Annotated in this window: 30 protein-coding genes, 3 tRNA genes and 1 pseudogene; 23 read left to right on the plus strand and 11 right to left on the minus strand. The window is 39.5% G+C overall.

Annotated features, from left to right (window positions below; all coding sequences use genetic code 11):
• Window positions 1–305 precede the first annotated feature (305 nt).
• The 13 genes from PR699_RS00610 (at window position 306) to PR699_RS00670 (ending at window position 12,987) form a co-directional block, all read left to right on the plus strand.
• Window positions 306–3,095 carry a DUF2339 domain-containing protein gene (locus tag PR699_RS00610; RefSeq protein ID WP_014658101.1) on the plus strand — a complete coding sequence of 930 codons (2,790 nt, stop codon included), beginning with the start codon at window positions 306–308 and terminating at the stop codon, window positions 3,093–3,095.
• Window positions 3,082–4,554, plus strand: a complete 1,473-nt coding sequence (locus tag PR699_RS00615; protein ID WP_004918779.1) for a DUF3999 family protein — start codon at window positions 3,082–3,084, stop codon at window positions 4,552–4,554. The genes PR699_RS00610 and PR699_RS00615 overlap by 14 nt, the downstream gene beginning before the upstream one ends.
• 201 nt (window positions 4,555–4,755) lie before the next feature.
• The gene (locus tag PR699_RS00620) at window positions 4,756–5,022 is read left to right on the plus strand and encodes a hypothetical protein (protein WP_014658102.1); all 267 of its coding nucleotides are present in this window, start codon (window positions 4,756–4,758) and stop codon (window positions 5,020–5,022) included.
• 73 nt (window positions 5,023–5,095) lie between these two features.
• Window positions 5,096–5,500 carry a GFA family protein gene (locus PR699_RS00625; RefSeq protein WP_004918784.1) on the plus strand — a complete coding sequence of 135 codons (405 nt, stop codon included), beginning with the start codon at window positions 5,096–5,098 and terminating at the stop codon, window positions 5,498–5,500.
• Window positions 5,501–5,708: 208 nt separating this feature from the next.
• Window positions 5,709–6,125, plus strand: coding sequence for a phosphate-starvation-inducible protein PsiE (gene psiE / locus PR699_RS00630; RefSeq protein ID WP_014658103.1), 417 nt, complete (start codon window positions 5,709–5,711; stop codon window positions 6,123–6,125).
• A gap of 294 nt (window positions 6,126–6,419) precedes the next feature.
• Window positions 6,420–7,973, plus strand: coding sequence for an AbgT family transporter (locus tag PR699_RS00635; RefSeq protein ID WP_014658104.1), 1,554 nt, complete (start codon window positions 6,420–6,422; stop codon window positions 7,971–7,973).
• A 35-nt stretch (window positions 7,974–8,008) separates the two neighbouring features.
• The gene (pepT, locus tag PR699_RS00640) at window positions 8,009–9,241 is read left to right on the plus strand and encodes a peptidase T (protein WP_014658105.1); all 1,233 of its coding nucleotides are present in this window, start codon (window positions 8,009–8,011) and stop codon (window positions 9,239–9,241) included.
• A gap of 221 nt (window positions 9,242–9,462) precedes the next feature.
• Window positions 9,463–10,149 (plus strand): LuxR C-terminal-related transcriptional regulator, encoded by a 687-nt coding sequence (locus tag PR699_RS00645; protein ID WP_004918792.1) that lies wholly within the window; start codon window positions 9,463–9,465, stop codon window positions 10,147–10,149.
• A complete protein-coding gene (gene uvrC / locus PR699_RS00650) occupies window positions 10,116–11,948 on the plus strand; it encodes an excinuclease ABC subunit UvrC (protein WP_004918794.1) in 1,833 nt (610 codons plus the stop codon). Before PR699_RS00645 ends, uvrC begins: the two co-directional genes overlap by 34 nt.
• Window positions 11,949–12,005: 57 nt before the next feature.
• The gene (gene pgsA / locus PR699_RS00655; RefSeq protein WP_014658106.1) at window positions 12,006–12,554 is read left to right on the plus strand and encodes a CDP-diacylglycerol--glycerol-3-phosphate 3-phosphatidyltransferase; all 549 of its coding nucleotides are present in this window, start codon (window positions 12,006–12,008) and stop codon (window positions 12,552–12,554) included.
• A gap of 164 nt (window positions 12,555–12,718) precedes the next feature.
• Window positions 12,719–12,794 (plus strand) — tRNA-Gly (locus tag PR699_RS00660).
• Window positions 12,795–12,819: 25 nt separating this feature from the next.
• Window positions 12,820–12,893 (plus strand) — tRNA-Cys (locus PR699_RS00665).
• 7 nt (window positions 12,894–12,900) lie between these two features.
• Window positions 12,901–12,987: transfer RNA gene (locus PR699_RS00670), tRNA-Leu, on the plus strand.
• A 132-nt stretch (window positions 12,988–13,119) separates the two neighbouring features.
• Here PR699_RS00670 and PR699_RS00675 read toward each other — a convergent pair.
• The 11 genes and pseudogenes from PR699_RS00675 to PR699_RS00725 all read right to left on the minus strand — a co-directional run bounded on the left by PR699_RS00675 (window position 13,120) and on the right by PR699_RS00725 (window position 20,123).
• Window positions 13,120–14,142, minus strand: coding sequence for a tyrosine-type recombinase/integrase (locus PR699_RS00675; protein WP_041705273.1), 1,023 nt, complete (start codon window positions 14,140–14,142; stop codon window positions 13,120–13,122).
• A 2-nt stretch (window positions 14,143–14,144) separates the two neighbouring features.
• Window positions 14,145–14,363 carry a DUF4224 domain-containing protein gene (locus PR699_RS00680; protein ID WP_014658108.1) on the minus strand — a complete coding sequence of 73 codons (219 nt, stop codon included), beginning with the start codon at window positions 14,361–14,363 and terminating at the stop codon, window positions 14,145–14,147.
• Window positions 14,347–14,532 (minus strand): hypothetical protein, encoded by a 186-nt coding sequence (locus PR699_RS00685; RefSeq protein WP_014658109.1) that lies wholly within the window; start codon window positions 14,530–14,532, stop codon window positions 14,347–14,349. Before PR699_RS00685 ends, PR699_RS00680 begins: the two co-directional genes overlap by 17 nt.
• Before the next feature lie 73 nt (window positions 14,533–14,605).
• Window positions 14,606–14,776, minus strand: coding sequence for a hypothetical protein (locus PR699_RS00690; protein WP_014658110.1), 171 nt, complete (start codon window positions 14,774–14,776; stop codon window positions 14,606–14,608).
• 163 nt (window positions 14,777–14,939) lie between these two features.
• Window positions 14,940–15,539: an HNH endonuclease signature motif containing protein gene (locus PR699_RS00695; RefSeq protein WP_014658111.1), complete on the minus strand. Its 600-nt coding sequence runs from the start codon at window positions 15,537–15,539 to the stop codon at window positions 14,940–14,942.
• The gene (locus PR699_RS00700) at window positions 15,536–15,775 is read right to left on the minus strand and encodes a hypothetical protein (RefSeq protein WP_014658112.1); all 240 of its coding nucleotides are present in this window, start codon (window positions 15,773–15,775) and stop codon (window positions 15,536–15,538) included. Before PR699_RS00700 ends, PR699_RS00695 begins: the two co-directional genes overlap by 4 nt.
• Window positions 15,776–15,800: 25 nt before the next feature.
• Window positions 15,801–15,980 carry a hypothetical protein gene (locus PR699_RS00705; RefSeq protein ID WP_014658113.1) on the minus strand — a complete coding sequence of 60 codons (180 nt, stop codon included), beginning with the start codon at window positions 15,978–15,980 and terminating at the stop codon, window positions 15,801–15,803.
• Between the two features lie 45 nt (window positions 15,981–16,025).
• A pseudogene (locus PR699_RS00710) lies at window positions 16,026–16,526 on the minus strand (siphovirus Gp157 family protein).
• Window positions 16,526–18,574, minus strand: a complete 2,049-nt coding sequence (locus PR699_RS00715; RefSeq protein ID WP_014658116.1) for a hypothetical protein — start codon at window positions 18,572–18,574, stop codon at window positions 16,526–16,528. Before PR699_RS00715 ends, PR699_RS00710 begins: the two are co-directional and overlap by 1 nt.
• Before the next feature lie 12 nt (window positions 18,575–18,586).
• Entirely contained in the window at window positions 18,587–18,922 is a 336-nt protein-coding gene (locus PR699_RS00720; protein WP_272577817.1) for a hypothetical protein, read from the minus strand.
• 502 nt (window positions 18,923–19,424) lie between these two features.
• Window positions 19,425–20,123: a helix-turn-helix transcriptional regulator gene (locus PR699_RS00725; RefSeq protein ID WP_014658118.1), complete on the minus strand. Its 699-nt coding sequence runs from the start codon at window positions 20,121–20,123 to the stop codon at window positions 19,425–19,427.
• A 106-nt stretch (window positions 20,124–20,229) separates the two neighbouring features.
• Between PR699_RS00725 and PR699_RS00730 the strand changes: the two genes are divergently transcribed.
• The 10 genes from PR699_RS00730 to PR699_RS00775 are packed head-to-tail and all read left to right on the plus strand — an operon-like array spanning window position 20,230 to window position 25,794.
• Window positions 20,230–20,475: a YdaS family helix-turn-helix protein gene (locus PR699_RS00730; protein WP_014658119.1), complete on the plus strand. Its 246-nt coding sequence runs from the start codon at window positions 20,230–20,232 to the stop codon at window positions 20,473–20,475.
• Window positions 20,476–20,522: 47 nt separating this feature from the next.
• Window positions 20,523–20,978, plus strand: a complete 456-nt coding sequence (locus PR699_RS00735) for a toxin YdaT family protein (RefSeq protein ID WP_014658120.1) — start codon at window positions 20,523–20,525, stop codon at window positions 20,976–20,978.
• A gap of 17 nt (window positions 20,979–20,995) precedes the next feature.
• Window positions 20,996–21,220 (plus strand): hypothetical protein, encoded by a 225-nt coding sequence (locus PR699_RS00740; RefSeq protein ID WP_163761996.1) that lies wholly within the window; start codon window positions 20,996–20,998, stop codon window positions 21,218–21,220.
• 16 nt (window positions 21,221–21,236) lie between these two features.
• Complete coding sequence (locus PR699_RS00745; RefSeq protein WP_237713200.1) at window positions 21,237–22,166, plus strand: replication protein; 930 nt, start codon at window positions 21,237–21,239, stop codon at window positions 22,164–22,166.
• On the plus strand, window positions 22,156–23,574 hold the full coding sequence (locus PR699_RS00750) for a DnaB-like helicase C-terminal domain-containing protein (RefSeq protein ID WP_014658123.1): 1,419 nt from the start codon (window positions 22,156–22,158) through the stop codon (window positions 23,572–23,574). The genes PR699_RS00745 and PR699_RS00750 overlap by 11 nt, the downstream gene beginning before the upstream one ends.
• Window positions 23,575–23,627: 53 nt before the next feature.
• Complete coding sequence (locus PR699_RS00755) at window positions 23,628–23,798, plus strand: hypothetical protein (protein ID WP_041705276.1); 171 nt, start codon at window positions 23,628–23,630, stop codon at window positions 23,796–23,798.
• Between the two features lie 2 nt (window positions 23,799–23,800).
• Window positions 23,801–24,037, plus strand: a complete 237-nt coding sequence (locus PR699_RS00760; RefSeq protein WP_014658124.1) for a hypothetical protein — start codon at window positions 23,801–23,803, stop codon at window positions 24,035–24,037.
• A gap of 2 nt (window positions 24,038–24,039) precedes the next feature.
• Window positions 24,040–24,837 carry a DNA adenine methylase gene (locus PR699_RS00765; RefSeq protein WP_050979653.1) on the plus strand — a complete coding sequence of 266 codons (798 nt, stop codon included), beginning with the start codon at window positions 24,040–24,042 and terminating at the stop codon, window positions 24,835–24,837.
• Window positions 24,838–24,854: 17 nt separating this feature from the next.
• Window positions 24,855–25,196: a hypothetical protein gene (locus PR699_RS00770; RefSeq protein WP_014658126.1), complete on the plus strand. Its 342-nt coding sequence runs from the start codon at window positions 24,855–24,857 to the stop codon at window positions 25,194–25,196.
• A 28-nt stretch (window positions 25,197–25,224) separates the two neighbouring features.
• The gene (locus tag PR699_RS00775; RefSeq protein WP_014658127.1) at window positions 25,225–25,794 is read left to right on the plus strand and encodes a hypothetical protein; all 570 of its coding nucleotides are present in this window, start codon (window positions 25,225–25,227) and stop codon (window positions 25,792–25,794) included.
• Window positions 25,795–25,874: the final 80 nt, after the last annotated feature.

Genomic DNA, 25,874 nt, shown 5'->3' on the forward strand with positions numbered 1-25,874 from the left:
AATGAAAACAAAAAAAAGAGTTACAGAGAATCAAGAGAGATAAAAAATAGTCAATAAGCATATTACATTAGCAAAAAAGGCTATTTTATGGTTCCTCTTAATAAGAGTAATAGCGTGTTGGCTTGTAGGACAAACTCTTTTTGAGTTACCGTTTTTAGGCATAACCTAGCGAGCACTTTAATTTGTAATAATTTATTACAGCAGCTTGGCAATAGCTAGAATGCTATCTACACTAGGCGAAGAGAGGAATACGCTTTTTTTGCAAATTTTTTAATCGTAGGTTTAAAGATGAGGGAAAGCTATTTGTGGATGGCTTGATACTGATAGGGTTAATAATTGCTATTTTAGCAGCTGTTTCACCTATACTTGCGATTATCGCAATAGTTTTTGTCCAGCGAGTGAAATACCAATTATTCCAGCAAAATCAACGTATTCTATCATTAGAGCAAACGCTAAAGCGCTATCAAGATAGGGAGATTAATCAGCAAACGGAGCTGAGCCCTCCAGAAACGATTGTTGCCTCTGAAAAACCACAACAATATCAAAGCGCCTCGGAAGAGCTCTCTCATTATTCTAATGAGTTGGAGCCTTTGCCTACGGCTCCACCCGTCTTAAACTCCCAAGTAACAGAAGAAGTACCTCAACGGCAATTCCAACCAACAGTGGATGTTAATCGTGTTGCTCAATCTTCAAACAACGTTGGTCATCCTTCAAACAATAAAGTGAGTGGCCAAAATAATGAGGTAGTCCCTCTATTTAGTCACTTTTTTAGTTGGATTTGGAAAGGGAACCCACTAGCAAAAATTGGTATTCTTTTGCTGTTTTTTGGTATCGCTTATTTACTGAAATTCAGTATTCAAAACAACATGCTATCACCACAAGTACGCCTGATAGCGAGTGCAGTAGCTTGTTTAGCTTTACTTGGTGTGGGGTGGTATTTACGCCATAAAAAGTCTTTATTTGCCTTGATCTTACAAGGTGGCTCAATAGGCTGTTTTTACATTACCGTTTTTGCCGCTTTTAAACTGTATACAATGCTACCTTATAGTATGGCATTCGTTGCAATGATCTTGATTTGTGCAGCCAGTATTTTGCTTGCATTGTTACAACGAGCGATCAGTTTGGCTGTTTTAGCCTCGTTAGGCGGGTATTTAGCGCCTATTTTGCTATCTACTGGTGGCGGAAATCATATTCTGCTCTTTTCCTACTATTTAATGTTATCAATCGCCATTTTAGTGATTAGTGTATGGCAAGCATGGCGCCCACTTAATTTAGTTGGCATGTTCATGACCTATGCAGTCGCACTATTATGGGGAGTACAGTATTATCAAATTGACTATTATGTTTCTAGCCAACTGTTTCTGATTGCTAACTTAATTGTGTTTAATGTGTTAACACAATTATTTGCATTACGTTACCCACACGAGAAGCAATTAGTTGTCGACTATACATTACTGCTTGTTCCACCTTTTATTAGTATGGCAATGCAGTGTGCAATTTCTTGGCAAATCAGCTTTGCGCCAGCATTTTCGGCACTATTACTCGGTTTACTTTATTTACTCGCTGGGTTAAGGATCCATAAACGCTATGCTGTGGTGGGGAAAAATTTAGCATTAGGCAATATTATCATTGGTATTGGGTTCGTTACGTTGGCAATACCACTGGCGCTCACCTATGAATGGACATCAATTCTTTGGTCTGTCGAAGGGTTATTATTACTGTACTATGGCTTCTCTCAGCAAAATAAAAAACTAATCGTAATTGGGCCATGGCTTATTTCAGTGAGTGCCTTGATCTTATTAGCTGGTTTTTCCTTCAATATATGGAGCCGTACAAGTACTTATTTGGTGCCTGTCTTATTGGCGGCTTGTTTCAGTGCCGGTGCGATATTTCACGTAAAACGTGGCACATCAGAAAATTACAAAGTGCTTAGCTATGCTTTCTTAATTCTTGGCTTGATGATTTGGATTGTATGGCTCCCTGTTATCACCGACATATTATCTTGGAGCGGTGAGTCTGAAAGCTTCATCATCATGGCATTAGTCATTATTTCCGCTTGGCTATGGCGCATGTTAGCCATTAAGACTGATTGGGTGCCTTTATTGTTATGCCAATCGTTTATTTGGCTAATTGGCTATTACTATCTGGCCTTGGATTTTATTAATGACCAAAACCCAATGGGGAGAGGAGATGGCTCTCTGATTTGGCCAGTGATGTTAGGTAGTTCGATTTTATTTGTGATACATGCTCAGAAAGCGCGTAATATTTGGCTGCAACGTATATTACACGGTGCAACGTTTTGGCTGATCTTGGCGTTTATTGCGACACAAGTGAATTGGTTTGTCGCCATTTTACCTTGGGGAATGAATGAGCTTGGTTACTTTATCTATGTGATGGCGATAACCCTAACAATTTTAGTGATGTATTGGTTGCAAAGCCAAAAAATGCCGCCAATGAAACGCAACGGTATAATTTATTGGTATAGTTTTTTACCTGTTATTGTTGTTTTAATCGGCCTCTCATTTATTGCTAATTTTGAAGATGGGAAACTGACATTCTGGAATTATGTTCCACTGATCAACCCATTGGATGAAGCCGGTTTATTTAGCATTGCTTCGTTATTATTAATGCGTCGTGGGCTAATACAAAAATTAAAGAAAATTAGGGAATTTGACCTTTGGATCATTAGGGGACTAGGCTTTTCGGCTATCGTTCTGAGTGGGGTATGGTTTAATGGCATAATCATCAGGATCATCTCCGATTTTGCTGAAATTAATTGGAATGTCGATGCGCTCTTTAATTCTCGATTAGTCCAAACTGTCCTCTCTATTAGTTGGTCACTAGTCGCTTTAGGCTTTATGATTTTTGCCAGCATTAAACAAAACCGTATGAGCTGGTTCTTGGGGGCAGGAATATTTGCTTGTGTTATTGCTAAATTATTCTTAGTCGATATTTATGGGCAGGATGGCTTATCTCGTGCAATAAGCTTTATTGTTGTCGCGGTGTTGATTTTAGTGGTGGGGTATTTTTCACCACTGCCACCAAAAACAGCCCAACATAAAGGAACTAATGAGGTTGAAGATGAAGCTAACTAAAAGCAAAGGGAAGTGGCTGACTTTCGTTTATCTTTCTTTTTCATTTTTATTGTCTAGCTTCGTGCATGCACAAGAGCAAAAAGCATTAACGCCCTATGACTTTTATCAGGGCATAGAATTGAAATATTCTAGCGATAATAGTTCGTTTGCTTGGCTTGAGCTTCCTTCTGAAGCCTATATCAACTCTGCATATCCTCAAACATTACAAGATGTCAGAGTGTTTAATGGAACAGGTCAGGAGGTTCCATCGGCTTTATTTTATGATACAGAAGAGAGGCGTAAAATCTCACAAGTTAGCTTTGCTTTGCAGCGACTAATTATTCGTGCAGACCAAGTCAATTCGAAAGAAGAAACTCACGACGATCAACAATATCTTTTGATTGAAACGCAACCAAGTAAGCTAACACGCATAGAATTGCCCGCAATGCAGCAAGCCAAAGATGCGGTATATCAATCTTATCTATTAACGCGACAAAATAATAATCAAGAAGATTTTCCGATTCAGACACTTTCTTTGCAGTGGATGAATAATCAACAAGATTGGCAAGGGAAAGTGTTTATTTATGCTAGCGATAATAAACAGGATTGGGTGAATATTTCTGCTTATCAGCCTGTCATGAGTTTGAATTCAAACTCTGGGGGGATTTATAGCAATACAATTAAGTTATTAGAAGGGCATTACGTTGCGCTAAGAGCCCCTTATTTGATGGTCATTATTGTGGCAGCTAAAGAGACGAAGATCCCTGATTTAACAATGGCGCAAGGGACCTCTATGGTTGTTCATTCAACAAGGCGGCAAGAGACCTGCCACTTTATTACCAATAATGAAGGGGTGTCACTAAACCAATTAATATATCGTTTACCCTCGCCACAGCCTTTAAGTGCGATTGTGATCCAATTGCGGCAAGCAAACCGCGTGTTGCCTTTACACATTGAATATACCTCTACTTCTGGAGAAGAATGGCTACCACTAACAAATATAGTGGCCTATAACCAAATACAAAATGGCCAAGAAATCCGCAATCCGGAGTTGGTATTAAATGATTTAATGGTTAAAAAACTCAGAATTACTGCATTAAAAGGCAGCTGGGATGATAAACCACCATATATTGAAGGGAAACGCGATGCCGTTAATTTAATGTTCAACGTACAAGGAGCATCGCCTTATCTATTAGTTTGGGGGAGCCAGCTTGCCGGTATTGATAATATCAGCTACCAAGAGTTACTTGGTCAACCACTAACAATCGATGAATTAATGCATCGTTATCCTAAATTGTATGTGCCAGAAGAGATTATTGAGCTGGGTGGTGAAGAGCAATTAACATCAAATGACTTTGTGATAAATGAGTTTGACTGGATGACTATCACGTTATGGGTGCTACTTGGGGTAGGGATCATCGTATTGCTGTATTTCTGCTGGTATCTATTAAAAGAAGTGAATGCAAAGTCATCAGAATAAATTAACTTCCTTTCGAAAATCCTTATCGCTAATAGGGGGAAAACGTTCTCCCTATTGTGATAAGCGACCGTACAGCGCCTTTATAGAAAAGGCATATTTTGCTATTAAAAAATTTACAAAATTCCCCAAATGATTACTTGTCGGTACTATTTTTTGACATGGTATTGCGCTAAAACGAAGGTTGAGCAGGAGGGAATTTCAATGAGAACACGTTTTTTTTCAAAGTTATTTATTGCTATCGCATTGCTAACCAGCGCGTCATTATTTGCTGAGGCGGCAGAAACGGTCACTTCATACGAGCAGGTTAATGTGAAAATAGAACATCCATTGAAACAAAATAAGATGCAAGATCTTGGTGATATAGAATCAATGCGTGAGCAAGCCGAGGTAAGGCGTGTAGAGCTGACTGAAACAACAACAGATCGCCGCTTTAATGGTCGCCAATTCCGAATTGGTGACAAGCAATGATCACCTTGTATTTTTATCGTGTCTCATCTTATAGTGAGCACTAAACTAACGTGAATCATCAAAAGGAAATACCATGTATCAAGGGCAATGCCTCTGCGGCGCTGTAAAAATTAGTACCCATCAGCCTATCGATAAAATAAGTGTTTGTCATTGCGGTATGTGTCAACGTTGGAATGGTGGTCCAGGCTTTAGTGTTGATTGCCATGATGATGTCGTTATTGAAGGGGAAGAGGCGGTGACGCGTTTTGCCTCATCACAATGGGGTGAACGCGCATTTTGCCAACGGTGCGGAACGCATCTATTTTATCATCTGCATTCACCGTCTTCTTACTATGTTTCTGCGGCTTTATTTGAAGAAAGTCAGCATGCAGAGATGGCCATGCAAATATTTGTTGAGAGTAAACCTAAGTACTACAACTTTATTGAAAAAACACCCATGCTGACAGAACAAGATATTATGAAGCTAATGGCTAAATAAAAGGTTTGAGAGCCAGCCGTTGCTGGCTTAGTTAAATTTAATCTATTTTATTTTGCTTCCATAATGTTAATACCCTAAATATGAATTACAATAACCTAAAAGACTTATAACCTTTTATAGAAGGCGATTTAATTCTGTGCATTTGATGCGGGGAAGTGCACGCAAGCTTACCATATCAATATGCATCACTATCTAGGGAATATAACGAATGAATAGTATGAGAAATATGCGGCACGCCAGTAATATTGCGTGGGTTTTGCAATGGGTATTAAATATTGGCTTGATCGCATTAGCGATTGTACTGGTTTTCTTTTTAGCAAAAGAAACGTACACCATGGCCTCCTTAATGTTTAGTGGGCAAAAGGAAGCAACAGCATATGAACTATTAGAAGGAATTGTGATTTACTTCCTCTATTTCGAGTTTATTGCACTGATTACTAAGTATTTTTTGTCTGGTTACCATTTTCCATTAAGGTATTTTATCTATATCGGCATTACGGCTGTAATACGTTTAATTATTGTTGATCACAGCGATCCACTGACAACACTACTTCATTCTGCTGCAATTTTAGTCTTAGTGGTTGCCCTTTATATCGCCAATACCGAAAAACTAAAACGAGAGTAGAATATTTCAAAAAAAATTAATGGTAAAAAAGGAATGTTATTCATTCCTTTTTCTTATCTTTTGATTAATAAAAAATAATCGTTAATTTGCGAAATCTGAGAAGTTATCCCTAACAAAAGCATATTCCTGCTGAGTTTAAATAATTAAGATAATTTATAATGATAAATTATCTTAATGCAAGTCATCACAACTGGTTTATCCTGTTAAATAATCGAAAGAAAGTATTTTACTTTTCATAAATCGTTATTTAGTGTGTAAAAGTTTATTACTCTAATAACTTAAGTACTTGCAAATATGACAACAAATACACTCCCTAAAAAAAAGGGCTTCTTAAACCGTGTTGAACGTATCGGTAACGTGATGCCTGACGTTACAATGCTGTTTATTTATGCCTTGATAATCTGTTGGTTTTTATCTTATTTACTTTCATTTGTAGATTTTAATTATTACCATCCAGTGTCGAAAGAAAAAATCACTGTCATTAATATGTTTAACTATGAGGAAATCATATTATTCATCACAGCGGCAGTGAAAAATTTTATTAATTTCCCTCCTCTTGGAATAACAATAGTTGCAACATTGGGGATAGGGATTGCTGAAAGCAGCGGTTTTATCAATACTGCGCTGAAAAAAATGCTCTCGTTTATCACTCCGAAAATGTTGACGCCAACGGTAGTGTTCGTGGGGATTGTTTCCCATATTGCTTCTGACTCTGCTTACGTTATTTTGATGCCTGTCGCTGCAATGATGTTTTACGCGAGTGGTCGCCATCCATTAGCGGGTATTGCGGCTGCATTCGCAGGATTAGCGGGCGGATTTACTGCAAGTTATACGCCTTCTATCATCGATCCTATTATGCAAAGCTTCACACAAGATGCTGCGCAAATGATGGCTCCTGGCTATAGTGTTAACGTACTGTGTAATTACTTCTTTAGCCTTGGTGGCACATTTGGTGTTATTTTTACTTGCTGGTTTATTACCGAAAAAATTGTTGAGCCATGGTTAAATAAAAACTGCCCAATTACCACCAAAGATGTGGATACCGATGCCGATCAGGACCTCGGTAAGATCACGCCATTAGAAAATAGAGCGTTTCGCGTATCGGGTCTTGTCGTGCTGGCTTTGGCAGCGGGTCTGTTTGCCTTATTATGGCCGGAAAACTCATTATTACGTGGCCCAGATGGCAGCTTGACTAGCCCGAAAGCGCCTATCATGCAAATCGTTGTGCCACTGCTGTTTATTTTCTTTGCGTTGCCCGGCATCGTGTACGGCTATATGACTAAATCTTTCACCTCTACGAAAGATGTGGTGAAAGCGATGGAAAATATTACTAAATCACTGATCCCCTTTATTGTCTTCGCTTTCTTTGCCGCGCAATTCTTATATTCGTTCCAACATTCGAATCTAGGTACATTATTAGCGTTATCTGGTGCGGAATTACTGCGTACCCTTGATATGCCTTCAGGATTGACTGTTTTTGGTGTCATTCTACTGACTGCAATATTAAATATTATGATCACCTCAGCCACGTCTAAGTGGGCGATCATGGCTCCTGTACTTGTGCCAATGTTGATGGCGGTCGGCATCTCTCCGGAACTTACCCAAGCGGCCTTCCGAGTCAGTGATTCGGCAATGAACGTCAGTACCCCCATGTTCCCATTCTATCCGTTGATCCTGATGTATTGTCAGAAATATTACAAAAATGCAGGAATTGGTACTCTTTGCTCCATGATGATACCGTTTACGGTGGGTCTGTTGATCACATTGACCGCAACGCTATACCTCTTCTGGGCATTCGATATTCCAATTGGATTTGACAGTGGTTATACATGGCAGCCAACACCATAAGTCAGTTGTTGGATTGAGTAAAAGGAACAAGAAAAATGAATAAATTAGGTAAACAGCTCGAACAACGTTTTTTTCGCTATCTTGCAATCGAAAGTCAAAGTGATGCAGCGGCAACGGTTGTGCCGAGTACAGAAGGGCAACGTGATTTAGCGAAATTGCTGGCAAAAGAGCTAGAAAGTTATGGCCTAAAAGAGATTTATATCGATGAACATGCAATTCTTTATGCTGTACGTCCGGGCAATAAACCTTCAGCACCTAAAATCGGTTTTGTCACCCATTTAGATACGGTCGATGTTGGTCTATCGCCAGTTATTAAGCCTCAAACACTTAAATATGAAGGCAAAGATCTGTGTTTGAATGCCCAAGAAGATATTTGGTTTAAAGCGTCAGAGCACCCAGAAGCGGCCCCTTATATCGGTGAAGAGATTATCTTTAGTGACGGAACGAGCGTACTCGGTGCGGACAACAAGGCCGCGGTTACCGTGGTTATGGAGTTAATGGATAAGCTGCAACAGGCAGATTTTGATTGCGGTGATATCTATATTGCCTTTGTTCCTGATGAAGAAATAGGGTTACGTGGCTCAAAAATCATGGACCTATCTCGCTTCAAAGTAGATTTTGCCTACACCATTGACTGTTGTGACCTCGGGGAAGTGGTGTATGAAACCTTTAATGCAGCGTCAATTGAGGTGACAATTAAAGGGGTTACGGCTCATCCTATGTCGGCAAAAAATGTACTATTGAATCCTATTCGTGTCGCACATGATTTTATCGGCTGTTTTGACCGTTTTGATACTCCTGAACATACCGAGCAGCGCGAAGGTTATTTCTATGTGACTGATTTAATAGCAAATCCCGATAATGCAAAAATCAAAATGGCGATCCGCGATTTTGACCGAAACAGCTATGAAGCTCGTAAACGTTATATCGGTGAAGCGATTGAATTGATCCGAACGCGCCATCCGAGAGCAAAAATTGATTTTAAAATCGAAGATGTGTACAGCAATATCAGTGATTCGCTCGGTGATGACCGTACGGCTATCGACTTAATTTTTGAAGCATTAAAAATTCAAAATGTTGAGCCTAAAGTGATCCCTATGCGAGGGGGCACAGATGGTTCTGCACTCTCTGCTAGAGGAATTTTAACGCCGAATTACTTTACAGGCGCATTAAATTTCCACTCGCGATTTGAATTCTTGCCTCTCAGCTCGTTTGAGAAAAGCTATTTGGTATCAGAGAGTATCTGCCGTTTAGTCGGTCAGAAATAACCAATTAGTTTCTATTTATAATAATGTCATAGCCATGTATTTGCATGGCTATTTTATTTTAAAAGGATATCGCTTTTTTGACGTTATTTTTAGCATGTATTGATTCGTAGAATAATAAAGCAATCAGTTAATCACGAAACGAAAAGACTATATTTTATTTTGTAAAATTGCTATTTATGGAGGTTTATATGGGTGAGTCGTCATAAAATATAGAGAGAAAGATGATTAATATTATAATTATTGATAATAATAATATATTAATTCGTGGGCTTGAGGCTATTTTTAGCCGACACAAACGATGTCATATTGTGGCTTCATTTCCTTTAATCGAACAAGCCATCTCATGGAATCGGCAACAAAAAGCCAGCATTATCTTAATTAATAACGATAACTGCCAATTTGAATCATTAAAGGCGCTACAAACGCTAAGACGAACACAGCCTGATGTTGGTATTATTATTTATAATATTCACGCTCATTATTCATTCTTACTCAAAGCGCTCGATCTTGGGATCCAAGGTATACTAAGTGCCAAAATTGAAGTAAATGAATTCTTAGAAGCTATACAGGTGGTCAATGCGCGCAGCAAAATTATCTCACCAGACATTGCGCAATCTATTGCTTTAAAACGTATTAATCAGCATGAACAGACCGATCTCTATGAGTTATTGTCAACGCGTGAGTTAGAAATCATGTTGCTTATCACCCAAGGGATCCCCACAAAACAGATAGCACAGGTGCTAAATTTAAGCCCTAAAACAGTAAATACCTATCGATATCGAATGTTTGGTAAACTTAATATCCGTAGTGATGTAGAATTAACCCATATTGCCATTAGCTATGGGTTAATTGTAGCCAAACAGGGTTTATTAGGGTGTCAGAACAGTTTGAACCAAAAGCTTTCTTAAAGACAGTGACCAACCAACCCGGCGTCTATCGAATGTATGATGCTGGGGGAACGGTTATTTATGTCGGTAAAGCAAAAGATTTAAAAAAACGACTTTCCAGTTATTTCCGTACTAACGTCAGCAGCCGAAAAACTGAACAGTTAGTGAAAAATATCGCCTCCATTGACGTCACGGTTACACACACAGAAACAGAGGCGCTATTACTCGAACACAACTATATCAAGCTTTATCAGCCTCGCTATAACGTCTTACTGCGTGATGACAAATCCTATCCTTATATCTTTCTGAGTAAAGAAACGCATCCAAGATTATCGATGCACCGTGGTGCTAAGCATGCGAAAGGTGAATATTTTGGGCCATTTCCTAACTCTTATGCAGTAAGGGAAACATTGGCTTTGATGCAAAAGCTATTTCCTATCCGACAATGTGAAGATAGCGTCTACAAAAATCGTTCAAGGCCGTGCCTACAATACCAAATCGGGCGTTGTTTAGGCCCTTGTGTTAAGGGATTAGTGAGCGATGAAGAGTATGAACAACAAGTTAATTACGTTCGTTTATTTTTAACAGGTAAAGACCAGCAAGTATTAACTGGCTTGATTGAACGGATGGAAAAGGCCAGTCAAGCGTTACGTTTTGAAGAAGCGGCACGGTTTCGTGATCAAATTCAAGCGGTGAGGGCGGTAACAGAGCAACAATTTGTTTCTGGTGATAGCGATGACCTTGATGTGATTGGTGTAGCATTCGAGGCAGGGCTTGCTTGTATTCATGTGTTGTTTATACGGCAGGGGAAAGTGTTAGGAAGCCGGAGTTATTATCCTAAAATACCGGCTGACACATTACTTGAAGAAGTGGTGCAAACTTTTCTTGGGCAGTTCTATTTACAAGGAAGTGAAAATCGAACATTGCCCGGAGAGATCCTGTTAGATTTTGCGTTACCTGAGAAAACATTGCTGGCTGACTCACTATCGCATATCGCTGGGCGTAAAATTCAAATTCAAACTCAACCTCGTGGTGCAAGGGCGCGTTATCTGAAACTGGCACGGACGAATGCATCAACCGCGTTATTAACCAAGCTTGCACAGCAGTCCACAATCCATCAACGGATGTCATCATTAGCGAAAACAGTTGGGTTGGATTCAATCGCTCGAATGGAGTGCTTTGATATTTCCCATACGATGGGGGAACAAACCGTCGCATCTTGTGTTGTTTTCGATAAAAATGGTCCAGTGAAGTCGGAGTATCGGCGCTATAACATTACGGGGATCACCCCAGGTGATGATTATGCTGCGATGCATCAGGTTCTTACTCGCCGCTATGGCAAGCATATTGATGAGAGTAAAGTACCTGACATTATTTTTATTGATGGGGGGAAAGGGCAATTAGGCCAAGCAAAAGATGTGTTTAATTCTCTGGATGTGGATTGGGATAAAAATCGACCATTGTTAATTGGGGTTGCAAAAGGGAGTGACCGTAAAGCAGGGTTAGAGACGCTATTCTTTAAGCCAGAAGGGGAAGGGGTTGCGTTGCCGCCTGATTCACCTGCACTGCATGTGATCCAACATATACGAGACGAATCACATAATCATGCGATTACAGGCCACCGCCAGCGTAGAGCAAAGGTTAAAAATACCAGCGCGCTCGAATCTATTGAAGGTGTAGGACCCAAACGTCGTCAAATGCTACTAAAATATATGGGGGGCTTACAGCCGCTGAAAAATGCAAGTATAGAAGAGATAGCAAAAGTGCCCTCGATCTCATACGCGTTGGCAGAAAAGATTTATAATGCATTGAAACAGTAGGTGTCTTAAGGCACCATACTTATTAAATCCAATTTGGTCAAAAAGTTACTGAGCATGATGAAATTAAATATTCCTACGTGGTTGACCCTGTTCCGAGTCATTCTGATACCGTTTTTTGTGCTGGCTTTTTATTTACCAGTCAGTTGGGGGCCTTTTGTTTGCGCATTAATTTTCGTTATTGCGGCAGTAACAGATTGGTTTGATGGCTATTTAGCAAGGTTATGGAAGCAAACAACCAAGTTTGGGGCATTCCTAGATCCTGTTGCCGATAAGGTGATGGTGGCAACAGCATTAGTGCTTGTTACGGAAAGTTTTGATGTTTGGTATGTCACTTTACCCGCCGCGACGATGATCGCTCGTGAAATTATTATTTCTTCGTTAAGAGAATGGATGGCTGAGATAGGCAAAAGAAGTAGTGTTGCCGTGTCATGGATTGGTAAATTTAAGACAACAGCCCAAATGATCTCTTTAGTTGGGTTATTGTGGCGTCCAAATTTGCTTATTGAGAATCTTGCTATCGCATTATTGTATGTTGCAGCTATCTTAACGTTCTGGTCAATGTATCAATATTTGAAGGCAGCATGGTCAGATTTGAGCGAAGCTTGATCGAAATGATTGAAAAAACAGCGAACGAACGGTTTTGAGTGATTTTTTTAAATATTTGTGTTGACTCAAAATGTGAAATCAGTAGAATGCAACGCATCGAACGGCAACGAGGTTTACGAAAAAAAATAAGTAAATCAGCCAGTTTGAAAAGCGAAAGCTGAAAGGCGGGAATAGCTCAGTTGGTAGAGCACGACCTTGCCAAGGTCGGGGTCGCGAGTTCGAGTCTCGTTTCCCGCTCCAAATCTCAGTAAGAGATTGAGAAGAAGGCGCGTTAGCAAAGCGGTTATGCACCGGATTGCAAATCCGTGTAGCTCGGTTCGACTCCGGGACGCGCCTCCAAAATTCAGCCCAGGTGGTGAAATCGGTAGACACAAGGGATTTAAAATCCCTCGGCCTTTAGGCTGTGCGGGTTCAAGTCCCGCCCTGGGCACCAAATAAAAACTCAGTTGAATATCAACGAGTTAGGGAAAGAAAGAAGCCACCTTTTAGGTGGCTTTTTTTGTGACTGAAATCACCTTTCGCTATTATTTCGCTATTAACTTTCGCTACTAACTCCCCCCATTCACTAACGCTTTTGCCCTCCGACCGTTGGAACGATTACTACTTTTCGATCATATCGTGCAGTCTGTGATGGTGTTTTATGGCCAGAAATATTTTGTTTCTCACTCAGCGTTCCTTCCAGATCAGATATTCCTTTGGCCTTCAAATCATGAAACGTAAAATTAAAATCTAAATAAGGAAATTTTTTTACAGCTTCTTCTTTAGCTTTTTGCCAACGACTATTAAAGCCATCTCGCGTATATTTTGAACCTTTCGATTGATGAATGACATAAATACTACTAATTCCTGAGCTAAGTGGTAATGTTCTACTTAAATCAATGGCTGCTTTTAATCTTTCCGTCCACGCTTTAATTTGTTTCTTACCCGTCTTCCCTTGTTTAATAAATATTCCATCATCAGATAATTGTGAATAAGTGAGCGTTAAAACGTCTGCTTGCCGCGCACTACATAAATAAGCGATCTCCATAGCGACTTTGACTATATCCGGTGCAACAGAATAGAGCGCATTATATTCATCGTCTGTAATGTACCTATCGCGCGCAATTTCTTTAAACTGCCTAACACCCTTGCATGGATTACCTTTCACCATGCCGCGTTCATATGCCCAGCTGAACACGCGAGATAAAAAAGCTTTTTCTCTATTCGCTTGGGTTTGGCTATTAACACCGCGTTTGTCCATATATTTTCTAACATGCTCAGGCTTGATATTATCAGGTAGCATTTTTCCAAAAACAGGTAATAGCTTTTTTGAATACTTTCTATAGTCTTTCTGCGATGTCACGGAAAGATTGGTAAAGTCAGCTGAGAAAAAGAATTTATCAATTAAAGCATTCAATGTTTCTTCGTTTTTTTGATCATTAATAAACTTTTCATAAGCAAACCACACTTCAGCCTGTGTGAATGTTAAGTCACACAATCGAACAGTTCTTCCTCCTGGTACTTGGAATTCAAATGCAGATTTACCTCTTCGTACTCGAGGAGGCATCCAATTATCCTCAGCGTTTTTTCTTCTTCTAACTCGCACCATGATCACATCGCCCCGAAGTCAGGTTCTTCTTGTGCATGTACTTGAGCGCGTTGTTTAAGAGGGTTGTTAAAATGACCCCACGTGGTTTTCGGGTAGCCGTCAGGGCGCTTAACAAAGAAGATCCCCGAACGAGTTAAAACTTCGCACTGTTTTGATGGAAATTGATAGCCGGTTAATTCAATCATTTCCTCATGAGTGATAATGTCATGATCGCTTTTCATTTTGGTCTTGCCTCATCATCAATAAAATAAGCAAATCGGCTGTATCACAAGCGCGTTTTATATCTGCTTCAGTTAATTGCTTGTTTTTAACGCTTGCTGCTAATCTGCCTAATTTAATATCGAAATCCGTTAATAACTGCTCTTCGGGCTTCCAAGGTTGTAATTGCATGGTGTTAACTCGTTTGGTCGTTGAGAAAACACCATGCTAGTAATAAATAAAAAATAAAACTGATTATGCTTAATCAATTATTCGCTCGAATAATCGCATCAACGGGATAACATTCAGCAACCTTACCTTCACTAACTAATAGTTCTCTATCTACTAAACAGTTGATCTCATCAGGATAGATATAGCCATAAGGTTCAAACTGGCAATTCATGGCGCTGCAGACCATCAGAAATAAACCAAACATTATTGCTTACTCCTCTGTTGCTCTGCCTGAGTAGGTTGAATTTCAATTTTGATATACGCAGGAAAGTCATAAGAAACTTTGCAGCGCCTGTCCGTTGAAATAAAACCGTACGATCCATCGGGTAGGGTGATTTTTACTTCCTGGTCTTTTTGATGTTCGTGTCTTAGCATTGGTCTTGCCTCTTGGTTTCTCTACTTCTAATTGCCATTTTTATTCTTGCCAATTGTAAAACAGTCTGTTTATGTTCATGTGTTGCACCAGACAAATGTCGATTAATAACAGCGTGCTCTTTTGTAGAAATAATCATCAAATTATTGATGTCACAATTCTGCTTATCATCATCAATAAATTTAATGATGAATCCCTTTTCTAATTTCCCGTTGTATTTTTCCCAAACTAGTCGATGCTTTAATTCCCATTTATTTGGCTCTGCTATTTTAACTTTAACATAACCGTCTGTTGTTAATGTTTCAGCACCAACTGGTTGGTAATTGTACGGTTTATTTCCTTTTTTAAATGAACCGCTATTTGCTGAAATTAAACCCTTCTTATTTTTGTTAAATGGAATACAACCTTTTTTAAAATTTCCGGATCTTCCTGTTCTCAGTTTTAAACGTTGACGTAACCCATTAATGTCTACTGTTGAACGTGTAGTTGAAAACTGTTCATTAAAAGCTTTTGTCAATTCACCTATCGGTAACAAATAGTTTTTGCGCATAAAGTCATGCATTTCTTTTGTATAAACAAATCGAACCCGAGTCATTCTTTTACATCCTTTTTCACTAGATAGGTTGGTGTATTTTGAATTCGTCCTTCATCAGCCATTTTTATTGCTGTGAGTGCCAATTTCCCATTCTCAACAATTGATGAGGCAATTTCTGATACTGCTTTTGCTCGATTGATTTCTTCTTTTAATTGTTCGCCTTTGAGGTCTTCATCTGATAAACGTTCTAATTGTGCAAATAAATGATTGTGCAAATCTTCTATATTATTCTTCATAATCAATACTCCGTGACATGTCACGCTAGTGTAAAATAGTTGAGTTTGTTGGAGCGTTTAACTGTAGTAATAATGCTTTTTGTACCTGCGATAGCATTTGACGCTCTTGCTTTGTGACATCTTCCGTTGACGCTGTGGACCATTCGATACTGGATTTATTACTGTCTTCGTCGTGGTTGATGATGATTTCTAATTTCATGGCCATAATATTATTTCCTATAACGCGCCCATTTCTGAGCGCTAAAAGCTATTAACGAACTTGCAAAGTACGCTCACCGATTTCTAAGTGTGCACCAGCCACTTTTTTACCTTTTTCAATCGCTTCTTTAATGGCTTTTTTGTCTGGCGTAGTTACCACTTGAACTTGGATTAGATCATCAGGAAGCAACTCTTCGTTATCAATGACAACAGAAGTTGATCCTTTACGCGCAGTAAATGTATTTTTAAGGGTTTTGAGTTTATCTAAACCCGATGCGAGTAAGCATGCTAAAGCATATTTTTTTAAGTTTTTAGCCTGATTTTCGAATGATTTTTTACGCTCAGACAAACGCTTAGATTCTTCATCTAATGTTTTTGCTTGCCCTTAAATATTGCGAACATGAACCATAATTGCATCTAGCTTATCGCCTAACTCGCCCTCAATGCCTTCTAACGTATCAGCGATTTCTTCAGGGGAAAAATCGCCAGTCTCAACTAGTTGTTGTAGCTTTTCATAGCTTGCAGCGAGTGCAATAGCAGTAGTTTTGGTCATTAGATTGCCTCTTCTTTCTGTTTAAATAGGTCTATACACTCTTTTTCAATTTCATTTAATCGACGTAACCTACCTGATAAATATTTTGCGTACTCTTTGTCACCGCGATCTTGTGCTAACTTAATGTGTGTTGATATTTCACGAGTAAGGGTAGATGCAATACCGCGCAATTCATTTTGTGTAACAGCACTGCGCATGGTTTCAGTATGCTTAGTAAATTTCTCATCCAGCTCTTTACGAACGCGAGTCACATCTTCTGCGCTATCTGTTGCGGCTTTGATTTCGTACTCGAGCTTATTACTTGCTACATATTCAGGGTTATCATGCATGCCCAAAAAGACATCAGCTGAGAAACCAAGCATGGATAATCCTTTTTTTATGGCATCTGTTAATGATTTTTTATAAACCTCAATATCAGTCACTAAGCCATTATTAGATTTGTATCTAAATTTGGTTGCGCCGTAGCTAATTATTTCTCCACGAACCTCACCTTCAATGATGTACCAAAGTAGAATTTTTATAGAATGGTGTTGCTCGCAAAATAATGATCCATCCGCATCGCGTAAATAACGGGCTCCAATATATTTATTTTTCTCATCGTAAATAGGTTCAGAAAGTGGCATACCGTCGATAAATTCACTTTCAAGCACTTCATAATTCCAACCTGTACCTAATGGTCCAAATATTTCAGTTGCACGCATTACCATGTAAGTGCCGTTTATGCTTGTTCCTGTATAACCTACACCGGTTAGTGGCTTTGTGAATCTAGGATCAGTGCGCTGTACTTGCTGCCATATATACATGTTGGCTTGTTGTTCTGCTGATTGTTGCTTGAGAGACTCTTCTAGTATCGTTGCTCGTTGTTCGAAATCGTCATGCTGTACTGCTGATTGAGTTGTTTTAATTACGACCGCCTCAGGCTCTTTTGTTTGTTCAGTGGCAGTTTCGGTAGCTGTGCTTTCTTCGACTTTAGCTGGCTCCTTTTTCTTGCGGGTGCGCCTTGGTTTTTCTTCAATAACAGGGGGTTTTTCTTCAACAACAGAGGGTTTTTCTTCAACTGTCGTTGATGATTGTTCATCATTAGCCGGTTGCTGAATTAAATTATCAACTGAAAAACGGCCGTTACCGAGTGCTGTTACTTTGGGTTGGTTGGTACCAAGTTTTGAATCAATAAACGCTTTACGTGCATTTGCATCACTTAGTAATTCAGTTCGTTCGCGAGCTTCTGTGATGAGTGAAAAAATTTTCTCGCGAGGAATGTCGAGAATGTCGGGATAGATACGCAAACTCATTGACCAGCGTTTCCATGCGTTGTCATCGTTGCTGATCAGTTCTTTAGCTCTGCGAACATCAGAACATTTCACGTCATCGATATCAACATTACTTAACAGTGCGAGCGCGATTTCAGTATCAAGCATCGCGTAATCGCGTTTTATCACCTGTTCTTCATGTGCCGTTTCAACTTCTGATTTAGGCTCTTCAATTAACCAATTGTTACCTAACCCGATCGCATCAATGACGGAAATATCATCATCAGCAAACTCAAAAACAGCATTAGCAATTTCATATGTTTGCTCTGCATCCATCGAATCTAGCTGTTTTATTTTTCCTAAACCTTCTGCGATATTGCGAATTTTATGTTGCTCTTTGCTTTCGTTAACAAAGCTTACCGCTTTACTGACATCAGAACGGGTGAATTGCGTTTTATTGAATAACAAAATAGCAGCGATACGAATAACGACATTTATTTTGTTAAAATCTTCATATTGAACAGGTACCCATTTTTCACCATCGAATTCATTTTCAAGTGCAAACTTCTCGTCGAACTTATCGAGGGCAGGGCGAGGGGAACCGACACTATCTTCACAGACAATCGGCTCATCAGTATTAAAATTATCCATAGCTTCTGGATAAGCTTCAGACAGCTTGATCATTGCAGCAGCAGAAGCTAATTTTGCATTTGTAGAATTCAATGCAATTGTTAAAGGTACAGCACCGTTCGTCCGAGCGTCGATAGTCGGCTCGAATACACAGATAAAAGTTTTCATTGGTCTTGCCTCTTAGTAAGGTATTTCTTCGTCGATTTTTGAAATTGGTTTGCCTTCTACACAGAGCAGCATTTGGATCTGATCTTCCAGCAAACTGGATTTCACATGCGCATCAGCAAGTATTTTATTTTGCTCTGAACGTAATGCCTCAATTTCAGCATTTACCAGCTGCTCAGTTGTAAGCTCTTGGAATGGGATCTCAACGTTGCATTCAGATACAACAAAGCCTAAGTCAGAATCGATATCGTATTTGAATGTAGAAGGGCGGTATCGATATGAACCGTCAAATTGCTTCTGTGCATGAATGTATAGTGTGACATTTAGGGGGGTTTTAGGTTGTGCTTTCATAGCAACTCCTTTAAAATATAGTCTGATCAGTGATTCTTATCATTGGTCTTGCCTCTTAAGCGGATTGGTCTCCGCTAAGAACTTCCGGTTAGCTTTGGTCGGCGACCCGGGTAAAAGAGCCCACCTCGGTGGGTTTTTTTACGTCTATAATTTGTTGCCCGTCTTTCCGAGCTGTCAGGTCTGGTCTTGCCTCGATCGTGGTCGATGGTCTTGCCTAGCTTTGGTCTAAAAGTTTTCCCTGGTACTGCTAAAAAATTGCCGTTATATCGTGGTAATCATGGTCAGTCGCGATGAGGGTGACGGTTCTCCTCCGACATAACAGCAATAAATCTGGTTTGAACACTTACCTAAACACTTGCTGTGTTGTTTGCTTGCTGATAAATCTACAAGTTTAAATTGAATATTGCAAGTGATAATTACAAAATATTCTTGTAGATGTTGGCGTGAAAAATTACAAGAAAGCTAAGTTCTTGTAATTTATATTGAATGGATTGTGTTTATTTTAAGCGTAACGCTTGTAAGTTCTAGATTGGCTAAGAAGCACTTTTCCTGAGATGAAAAATTGTTCTTCATCTTCTTTCGTTATTTCCCAATCACGATATTTAGCATTATCAGAAATAACAACTAGTTGATTTTTAATCATTTGCAACCGTTTGATATGAAGTGTCTGCCCAAATACAAACACATAAATGCCATCACCATCAAAATGATTTATATGAATATCTATAAATATTTGGTCACCAGGGCATATAGTGTCATTCATGCTATCGCCAGTAACAGTGATCATTTTTATGTTTGAACTAGGCCTATTTCCAAATAAACGTAGAGCTTCATCGGAAGTATACTCAATAGATCTAATGGTTTCGGTAAACTCCCCTTTAGTAATAATTCCTGGACCTGCACTAGCTTCAATATCAAGTAATTCAACGAAATATGAATCTTCTCGCCGAGAAATTACAGTTGGTTTATCTACTGATTCAGCTGAAATACTATCCATAAGAAACCAATGCTCAGGGTAACCAGTAACAGAAGATAATGCGGACAGATTCGCTCCTCTAGGTGCAGTTTTTCCACTCACCCAGAACTGAACAGATTGAGGGCTAACACCAATCCTTCGAGCTAACTCTGATTGAGACCAGCCTCTTTCATCTAATATTTGATTGATTCGTGTTGCTGACACGACATTCTGATTTTTTTTCATAACCTGATACTACAAGGATTCCTTGTAAAACTCACTTCAAGAAAAACTTGAAATAAGATTATGTTTGATTGTAAGATAAACTTGTAATCACTAAAGGAGGCTACAAATGACACCACTTGTAAAAAATAAAATTATTCATCTGGCTAATCAATCTGAGATTGCCAGACGATTAGGAACTAAACCTCAAACAGTCAATCTTTGGTTTAAGAATGGCGTTCCCGCGCAGAAAGTTTTAAGCCTGTGTGAATGTTTAGAATGGCGCATTACACCTCACGAAGTGGCGCCTGATATTTACCCGAATACAAACGATGGCCTCCCAAGTGAACATCTAGTATTACAAGTTTCAAATTAAAAAACTGATTAAGGCAAATCAATTTTTGCGACAGGAGACGCGAGTAGATGAATTTTGATATCGATATTGTTCGTTCCGAGGTTGAGAGCTGGGCCTCAGAACAAGGACAAGAACACGTAGCGATTGAAATCAGTCGTGCGTACTTACAGATCATCAGAGACAAATCACAAAGCAGGTTACATGTGATTGAAGACGAACAGGGCAGGGCAGATTGGAAAGCCATCAACAACAACCGGCAACAAATTTTCAGATGGTTACGAGGAGATTCTGCGGCATCGATGCGAAAGATAGCTGAGTTAATGCCGGCGATACAAATCGCGTTACCGGCTTCGAGGTTAGCTCGAGTACGTGGCGACACGAAAAATTATTTAACGTCAGTGGCGATACAACTTTTTGCTGATGCGATCAGTGAAATTTTATTAGAGGGGCGTGACATGTCACATCGAATAAATAATGCCATTAACGCACTTAATGCAATATCACGCCCGACAAGCATGCATTAATTCAAGAGGCAAGACCAATGCTAAGAACAATTGAGAAAATCACATATCGCAATGGTTTTTTGTTGAACGGAAAACCGGCTGATAGAGAGAAAGTCGAAGATGTTTTCGAAGGTAGACGAGCAGCTGCTCTGAGCGTTTGGGAGCAGTACGAACAACAGAAAAAAAAGCTGCTTTCAAAGAAACTCACGCCGGAACAATACCAGAACGCCTGCCGTGATATAGCCAAAGCACTGGGGGTGTGAAGTGAATAACGCACTGATGACAGAGACAGTCAGCCAAATAGGGCGCATGAACATAACGGGTAATGTGATCCCCGCGAACTGGTGGCATCACATCAAAATGCCAAGTGGCAAGCCTGATAATATTGGGATCATATTGCTTTCAGAAATTATTTACTGGTACCGGCCAGCGGAAATTCGGGATGAGTTTACTGGCGAACTTCAAGGGTGGCGCAAGCGGTTTCAAAGCGATAAGTTGCAACGTAGCTATCAATCATTTGCGGATCAATTTGGTTTTACAAAACGGGAAGTCACCGAAGCGATAAAACGGTTGAAAGCAAAAGGTGTTATTACACTAGAGTTTCGTACCATTAATACAGTAAGTGGGCCATGTAACAATGTGATGTTTATTGAGCCGGTTGTTGAGTCCATTCATGAGATAACTAACTCTATCTCATTGATTAATAATCAAACAGAATTAGGGCATGTTTCTGTGATAGGTCTCACTTCTAAACGTGATAGGGGGTACGTTGAAACGGAACAGCCCCCACATACAGAAGTGATAGCCCCCACTTCTAAACGTGAGACAAATACAGAGATTACTACAGAGACTACTACAGAGATTATTGATGGTACGTCAGGTGAACCTGACGACAACAAACCATCATCAAAAATTAAATTGAATTATGGAAAAATTATCGATTCATATCACGATATTTTACCTGATATGCCTGCTATCAAAGTTTTGACTGATGAACGCAAGCGCAAAATAAAAAACTTCTGGATTAAATTTAAATTCAATCAAGAGCGCTGGGAGAACTATTTGACCTATGTTTCTAGCAATTGCTGCTGGATGTTGGAAGAGAGAGAAAATGGTCGTGGTGGCTTATGGCGCCGTAAAAATTTGGATTATTTGATTACTGAGCGCTGTTATGTTGCGGTCAAGGAGGAACGTGCTAATGACAAATAATTACTTTGTGCCACCAAACAGCACGGAAGCCGAACAAGCGGTGTTAGGTGGTTTGATGATGAGCACGGATGAAGACAAGCGTCAGTATGTTATTTCGCAGATCAAACCGGAATCGTTTTATCAGTGGTCTCACAATCGAATTTTCGCTGAAATTGTTAAATTGATTAAATCTAATTACCCAACGGACGTGATCACTGTAAGTGATGCCCTAACCGAAGCCGGTGATTTGGATAAAGTTGGCGGATTTGCCTATGTAGCGGAGCTTTGTAAGTTACCTACAGCAGCTAACATTGTGAATTATGCACGTATTGTCAGAGACAAAGCCATTCAGCGTTACGCAATCAATAATCTCAATACCTGTGTTGAAATGATGCTGGCTAATGATGGCTTAGAAGTCAGTAATAAACTTGCCAATGTTCAGCAAGTGATTTCAAGTGTGGTTGAGCATGCTAAAACAGGCAAAAGCAAAGGATTACGACCTGCTCGTGATGTCGTCGGTGATTGGGTGTGCGAGGTTGAAAGACGCTTTGATGATCCGAAAAATGCGGCTGGTTTTACTTTAGGTATCGAATCACTTGATGATTTAATGGCTCCCAAACAAGCGCTAAGAGGATCTCTAATTGTCGTGGGTGCTAGACCTAAAATGGGAAAAACCGCGTTCTACAACCGTGTAGCGACTCATTTTGCTTTAAATCACCGGTTACCCACGTTGTTATTCAGCCTTGAAATGACTGACCGTGGGATCATTGAGCGCATGATAGCCCAAGAAGGCGGAGTTTCAGCAGATATATTTTATACTGGCGCACATGATGATATGGAAATGGCGCGTGCATTAGCAAGAGCTGAAGAGATCGCTGAGTCGAATATGTATATCGATAGCACTCCTGGTGTTGATTTGCACCATATTATTGCTGAGTGTCGAAAGGTAAAAAGGGTTAAAGGGAAAGTTGGGCTTATTGCTGTGGATTATCTAACATTAATCAAAGCTGCCCCAGCAGAACGCCGCGATATTGCCTACGGTGACATTACAACGGGTTTAAAAAACTTAGCTAAGGAAATGGATTGTGTGGTCCTGTTACTTACCCAGCTTAACCGTAAGCTGGAAGAACGAGCAGACAAACGACCGACACCCGCTGATAGCAGAGATACAGGGCAAATAGAGCAAGATTGTGATGTGTGGATAGGTTTATATCGTGATGCGGTTTATAACACTAATGCGGATAAATCGTTGATGGAGATAATTTTACGATTAAACCGTGATGGTAAAACGGGTACCGCCTACGCTCAATTGGTTAACTCGTATATCAAAAATATCAGCCAACGAGATGCTGAACAATTAGCATTTAAAGGGCGAGAAAATAACCGAAGTTACTCTCAAAAAGGAACACAAAACACAAACGCATTTTAAGCAGTTAACAAGGCTTGACCAAGCCATTGACCAATAAATTAGAGGCAGACCAAATGATAATCAAAGACCCCATCACACACGAATCACTCGTGCGTGATAACAGACCTATTTTCCCTGATGATGGTTGTGACTATTCGCAATGTCACATCGACCGCCTTAACGCAGCTGCAAGAGCAAGAACCAAGGCACCTTATCAACCGGTACTGAAACCACAAAAGAGGTAGGTATGTCAGGGCAATCAAGTTACTTGCCTGATGGACTTCCTCACAATCGTGCTTTATGGCCAGAAAAGTATCGCGAACTGGAGCAGCTTGATTTATTGGCTAGCCGGCTAATACGACAGCTTAAAAATCGCAAAATCTACAGAGAGCGAGTACTGGTTGAAATTGAAAAAGCACCAGAGGTACATCGGGAATTTTTTAGAGATAGACTCAATTATTGGCGTGAGGTGATGAAGGTATGAGTATGCAGCAAATCAAGCATCCGGTGAGTCGGTATCATGGCGGTAAGTTTCGTTTAGCTAAATGGATAATAAGTTACTTTCCTGAACATCGTTGCTATGTAGAGCCATTCGGCGGTGTAGCCAGTGTACTCATGCTGAAGGAACGTAGTTATGCAGAAGTATATAACGACCTTGATGGTGAAGTTGTGAATCTATTTAGAGTGTTACGTGACCCTAATTTAAACACTCAATTGCAAGAGGCTTGTGTATTAACGCCTTATTCTCGTGATGAGTTTATTTTAGCAAAAGAGTTTATTACTGATCCACTGGAACGTGCGAGGCGTATGGTCGTTCGCGCATGCATGGGCTTTGGCTCAGCTGCCGGTTTAAATGGTAATTCAGGTTTTCAATCTGACAGTAAACGTGAGTATTCAATCTATTCTCATTTGTGGGCTAAATATCCTGAAAACTTATCTGCTTTTTGTCAGCGCTTGCAAGGGGTAATTATTGAAAATAGGCCAGCGTTAGATTTGATTAAAAAGCACGATTCTACAGATACGTTATTTTATTTGGATCCGCCTTATGTTCCATCGACAAGAGTTGCTGGTAATCGTTATTATAATTTTGAAATGACGAACGAACAGCATAGTGAATTACTTCAAGTAATTAAATCGGTTTCTGGAAAAGTGGCTATTAGCGGCTATAACTGCGATTTATACAACAACGAATTATCTGGCTGGCGAAAGGTTACTAAAGATGCCCGAATTTCTGCAGGTCGTGGTACTAGAATTCGAACTGAATGTTTGTGGATGAATTATTGAGTAGAGAGGCAAGACCAATGAAAATGACCGCATCCGAACGTAAGGCTAAGCAACGTGAAAGACAAAAGCAGCAAGGCTTAGTCAAAGTTGAATTATTACTTGATGAACAAGAAATGGGGATGCTCCAAAGAAACTGTGCATTACGTAGACCAGGAAGGGATCCGTATGATATCGCTGAATATCTCTCAATGTTGATTAGAATTGATGACCGTTCAGTTATATCTTTGGTTACAGAACTAAATAAACAGCGTTGTAAAAAATGTAATGAACAACTACCGGTGGATAAATGTTGCCTTAGTGGTAGCGATGAGTGCTGGAATACGTTAGGGTGGCATGAATTGAAATTGAATATAGAATAGTGATTCCAATTTAATATAGGAGCATCATATGACAGTAGTAGACTTTTTTACTATTTTGGGTAGTTTTGCATCTGCAGGGGCAATAATTGTTTCGCTTATTGTTTACAATTGTCAAGTAAGGAAAGAAAAAACAAATAAAAATGCACAAGATATTAATGAGCGGAAAGCATTGTTTACTTTAATTGGTAACAATGTTTCGGAGACTAGGAGTATTCTTGAACAAGTTAAAAGGTTTTCAGACTACTCACAAAAACATGGAAAATTGCCAGCCTCATTACAGCAGGATTCTAGTGGAATAAATTGTGTGTCAACTTCTTTAGGCGGTTTTGATTTTTATACAGCAAAAGCGGTAAATGTTAATTTTGTTGAATTCATTTTGGATATATGCAGGATTGACAATAAATTAGCTTTAGAGTTACTCGATATTAGTAAAAGAAAAGATGAATACAATTTCGAAGTACTTCAAAGACCATTGTCATTCGTAGACGATAAAGGAACTACGAAGAACCTTGAGGATAGCATTCGCATGGTTACATCAAGTGCGGAGTATTTTTACGAAAAGCTAATAGAGATAGAGGGGATTCTATCTCTAAAGTAAACTTTAGCCCATTTTACGAAAAACGGTTTATTTATTAGAATTAGTTCTATTGGTCTGAATACCCCAAACCTAAACAATTT

It is taken from the genome of Providencia sp. PROV268, assembly GCF_028477805.1.
In the GTDB taxonomy this organism is placed as follows: domain Bacteria; phylum Pseudomonadota; class Gammaproteobacteria; order Enterobacterales; family Enterobacteriaceae; genus Providencia; species Providencia stuartii.

Bases quoted from the DNA above. Each gene is read 5' to 3' on its own strand.
- PR699_RS00735 (WP_014658120.1), top strand. From the start codon at position 20,523: ATGAATTTTGATATCGATATTGTTCGTTCCGAGGTTGAGAGCTGGGCC.
- PR699_RS00680 (WP_014658108.1), bottom strand. From the start codon at position 14,363: ATGAAAAGCGATCATGACATTATCACTCATGAGGAAATGATTGAATTA.
- PR699_RS00775 (WP_014658127.1), top strand. From the start codon at position 25,225: ATGACAGTAGTAGACTTTTTTACTATTTTGGGTAGTTTTGCATCTGCA.
- pgsA (WP_014658106.1), top strand. From the start codon at position 12,006: ATGAAATTAAATATTCCTACGTGGTTGACCCTGTTCCGAGTCATTCTG.
- PR699_RS00685 (WP_014658109.1), bottom strand. From the start codon at position 14,532: ATGCAATTACAACCTTGGAAGCCCGAAGAGCAGTTATTAACGGATTTC.
- psiE (WP_014658103.1), top strand. From the start codon at position 5,709: ATGAATAGTATGAGAAATATGCGGCACGCCAGTAATATTGCGTGGGTT.
- PR699_RS00700 (WP_014658112.1), bottom strand. From the start codon at position 15,775: ATGAAGAATAATATAGAAGATTTGCACAATCATTTATTTGCACAATTA.
- PR699_RS00755 (WP_041705276.1), top strand. From the start codon at position 23,628: ATGATAATCAAAGACCCCATCACACACGAATCACTCGTGCGTGATAAC.
- pepT (WP_014658105.1), top strand. From the start codon at position 8,009: ATGAATAAATTAGGTAAACAGCTCGAACAACGTTTTTTTCGCTATCTT.
- PR699_RS00750 (WP_014658123.1), top strand. From the start codon at position 22,156: ATGACAAATAATTACTTTGTGCCACCAAACAGCACGGAAGCCGAACAA.
- PR699_RS00715 (WP_014658116.1), bottom strand. From the start codon at position 18,574: ATGAAAACTTTTATCTGTGTATTCGAGCCGACTATCGACGCTCGGACG.
- PR699_RS00615 (WP_004918779.1), top strand. From the start codon at position 3,082: ATGAAGCTAACTAAAAGCAAAGGGAAGTGGCTGACTTTCGTTTATCTT.
- PR699_RS00705 (WP_014658113.1), bottom strand. From the start codon at position 15,980: ATGGCCATGAAATTAGAAATCATCATCAACCACGACGAAGACAGTAAT.
- PR699_RS00760 (WP_014658124.1), top strand. From the start codon at position 23,801: ATGTCAGGGCAATCAAGTTACTTGCCTGATGGACTTCCTCACAATCGT.
- PR699_RS00740 (WP_163761996.1), top strand. From the start codon at position 20,996: ATGCTAAGAACAATTGAGAAAATCACATATCGCAATGGTTTTTTGTTG.
- PR699_RS00770 (WP_014658126.1), top strand. From the start codon at position 24,855: ATGAAAATGACCGCATCCGAACGTAAGGCTAAGCAACGTGAAAGACAA.
- PR699_RS00635 (WP_014658104.1), top strand. From the start codon at position 6,420: ATGACAACAAATACACTCCCTAAAAAAAAGGGCTTCTTAAACCGTGTT.
- PR699_RS00765 (WP_050979653.1), top strand. From the start codon at position 24,040: ATGCAGCAAATCAAGCATCCGGTGAGTCGGTATCATGGCGGTAAGTTT.
- PR699_RS00620 (WP_014658102.1), top strand. From the start codon at position 4,756: ATGAGAACACGTTTTTTTTCAAAGTTATTTATTGCTATCGCATTGCTA.
- PR699_RS00675 (WP_041705273.1), bottom strand. From the start codon at position 14,142: ATGGTGCGAGTTAGAAGAAGAAAAAACGCTGAGGATAATTGGATGCCT.
- PR699_RS00625 (WP_004918784.1), top strand. From the start codon at position 5,096: ATGTATCAAGGGCAATGCCTCTGCGGCGCTGTAAAAATTAGTACCCAT.
- PR699_RS00720 (WP_272577817.1), bottom strand. From the start codon at position 18,922: ATGAAAGCACAACCTAAAACCCCCCTAAATGTCACACTATACATTCAT.
- PR699_RS00695 (WP_014658111.1), bottom strand. From the start codon at position 15,539: ATGACTCGGGTTCGATTTGTTTATACAAAAGAAATGCATGACTTTATG.
- PR699_RS00745 (WP_237713200.1), top strand. From the start codon at position 21,237: ATGACAGAGACAGTCAGCCAAATAGGGCGCATGAACATAACGGGTAAT.
- PR699_RS00725 (WP_014658118.1), bottom strand. From the start codon at position 20,123: ATGAAAAAAAATCAGAATGTCGTGTCAGCAACACGAATCAATCAAATA.
- PR699_RS00730 (WP_014658119.1), top strand. From the start codon at position 20,230: ATGACACCACTTGTAAAAAATAAAATTATTCATCTGGCTAATCAATCT.
- PR699_RS00690 (WP_014658110.1), bottom strand. From the start codon at position 14,776: ATGTTTGGTTTATTTCTGATGGTCTGCAGCGCCATGAATTGCCAGTTT.
- PR699_RS00645 (WP_004918792.1), top strand. From the start codon at position 9,463: ATGATTAATATTATAATTATTGATAATAATAATATATTAATTCGTGGG.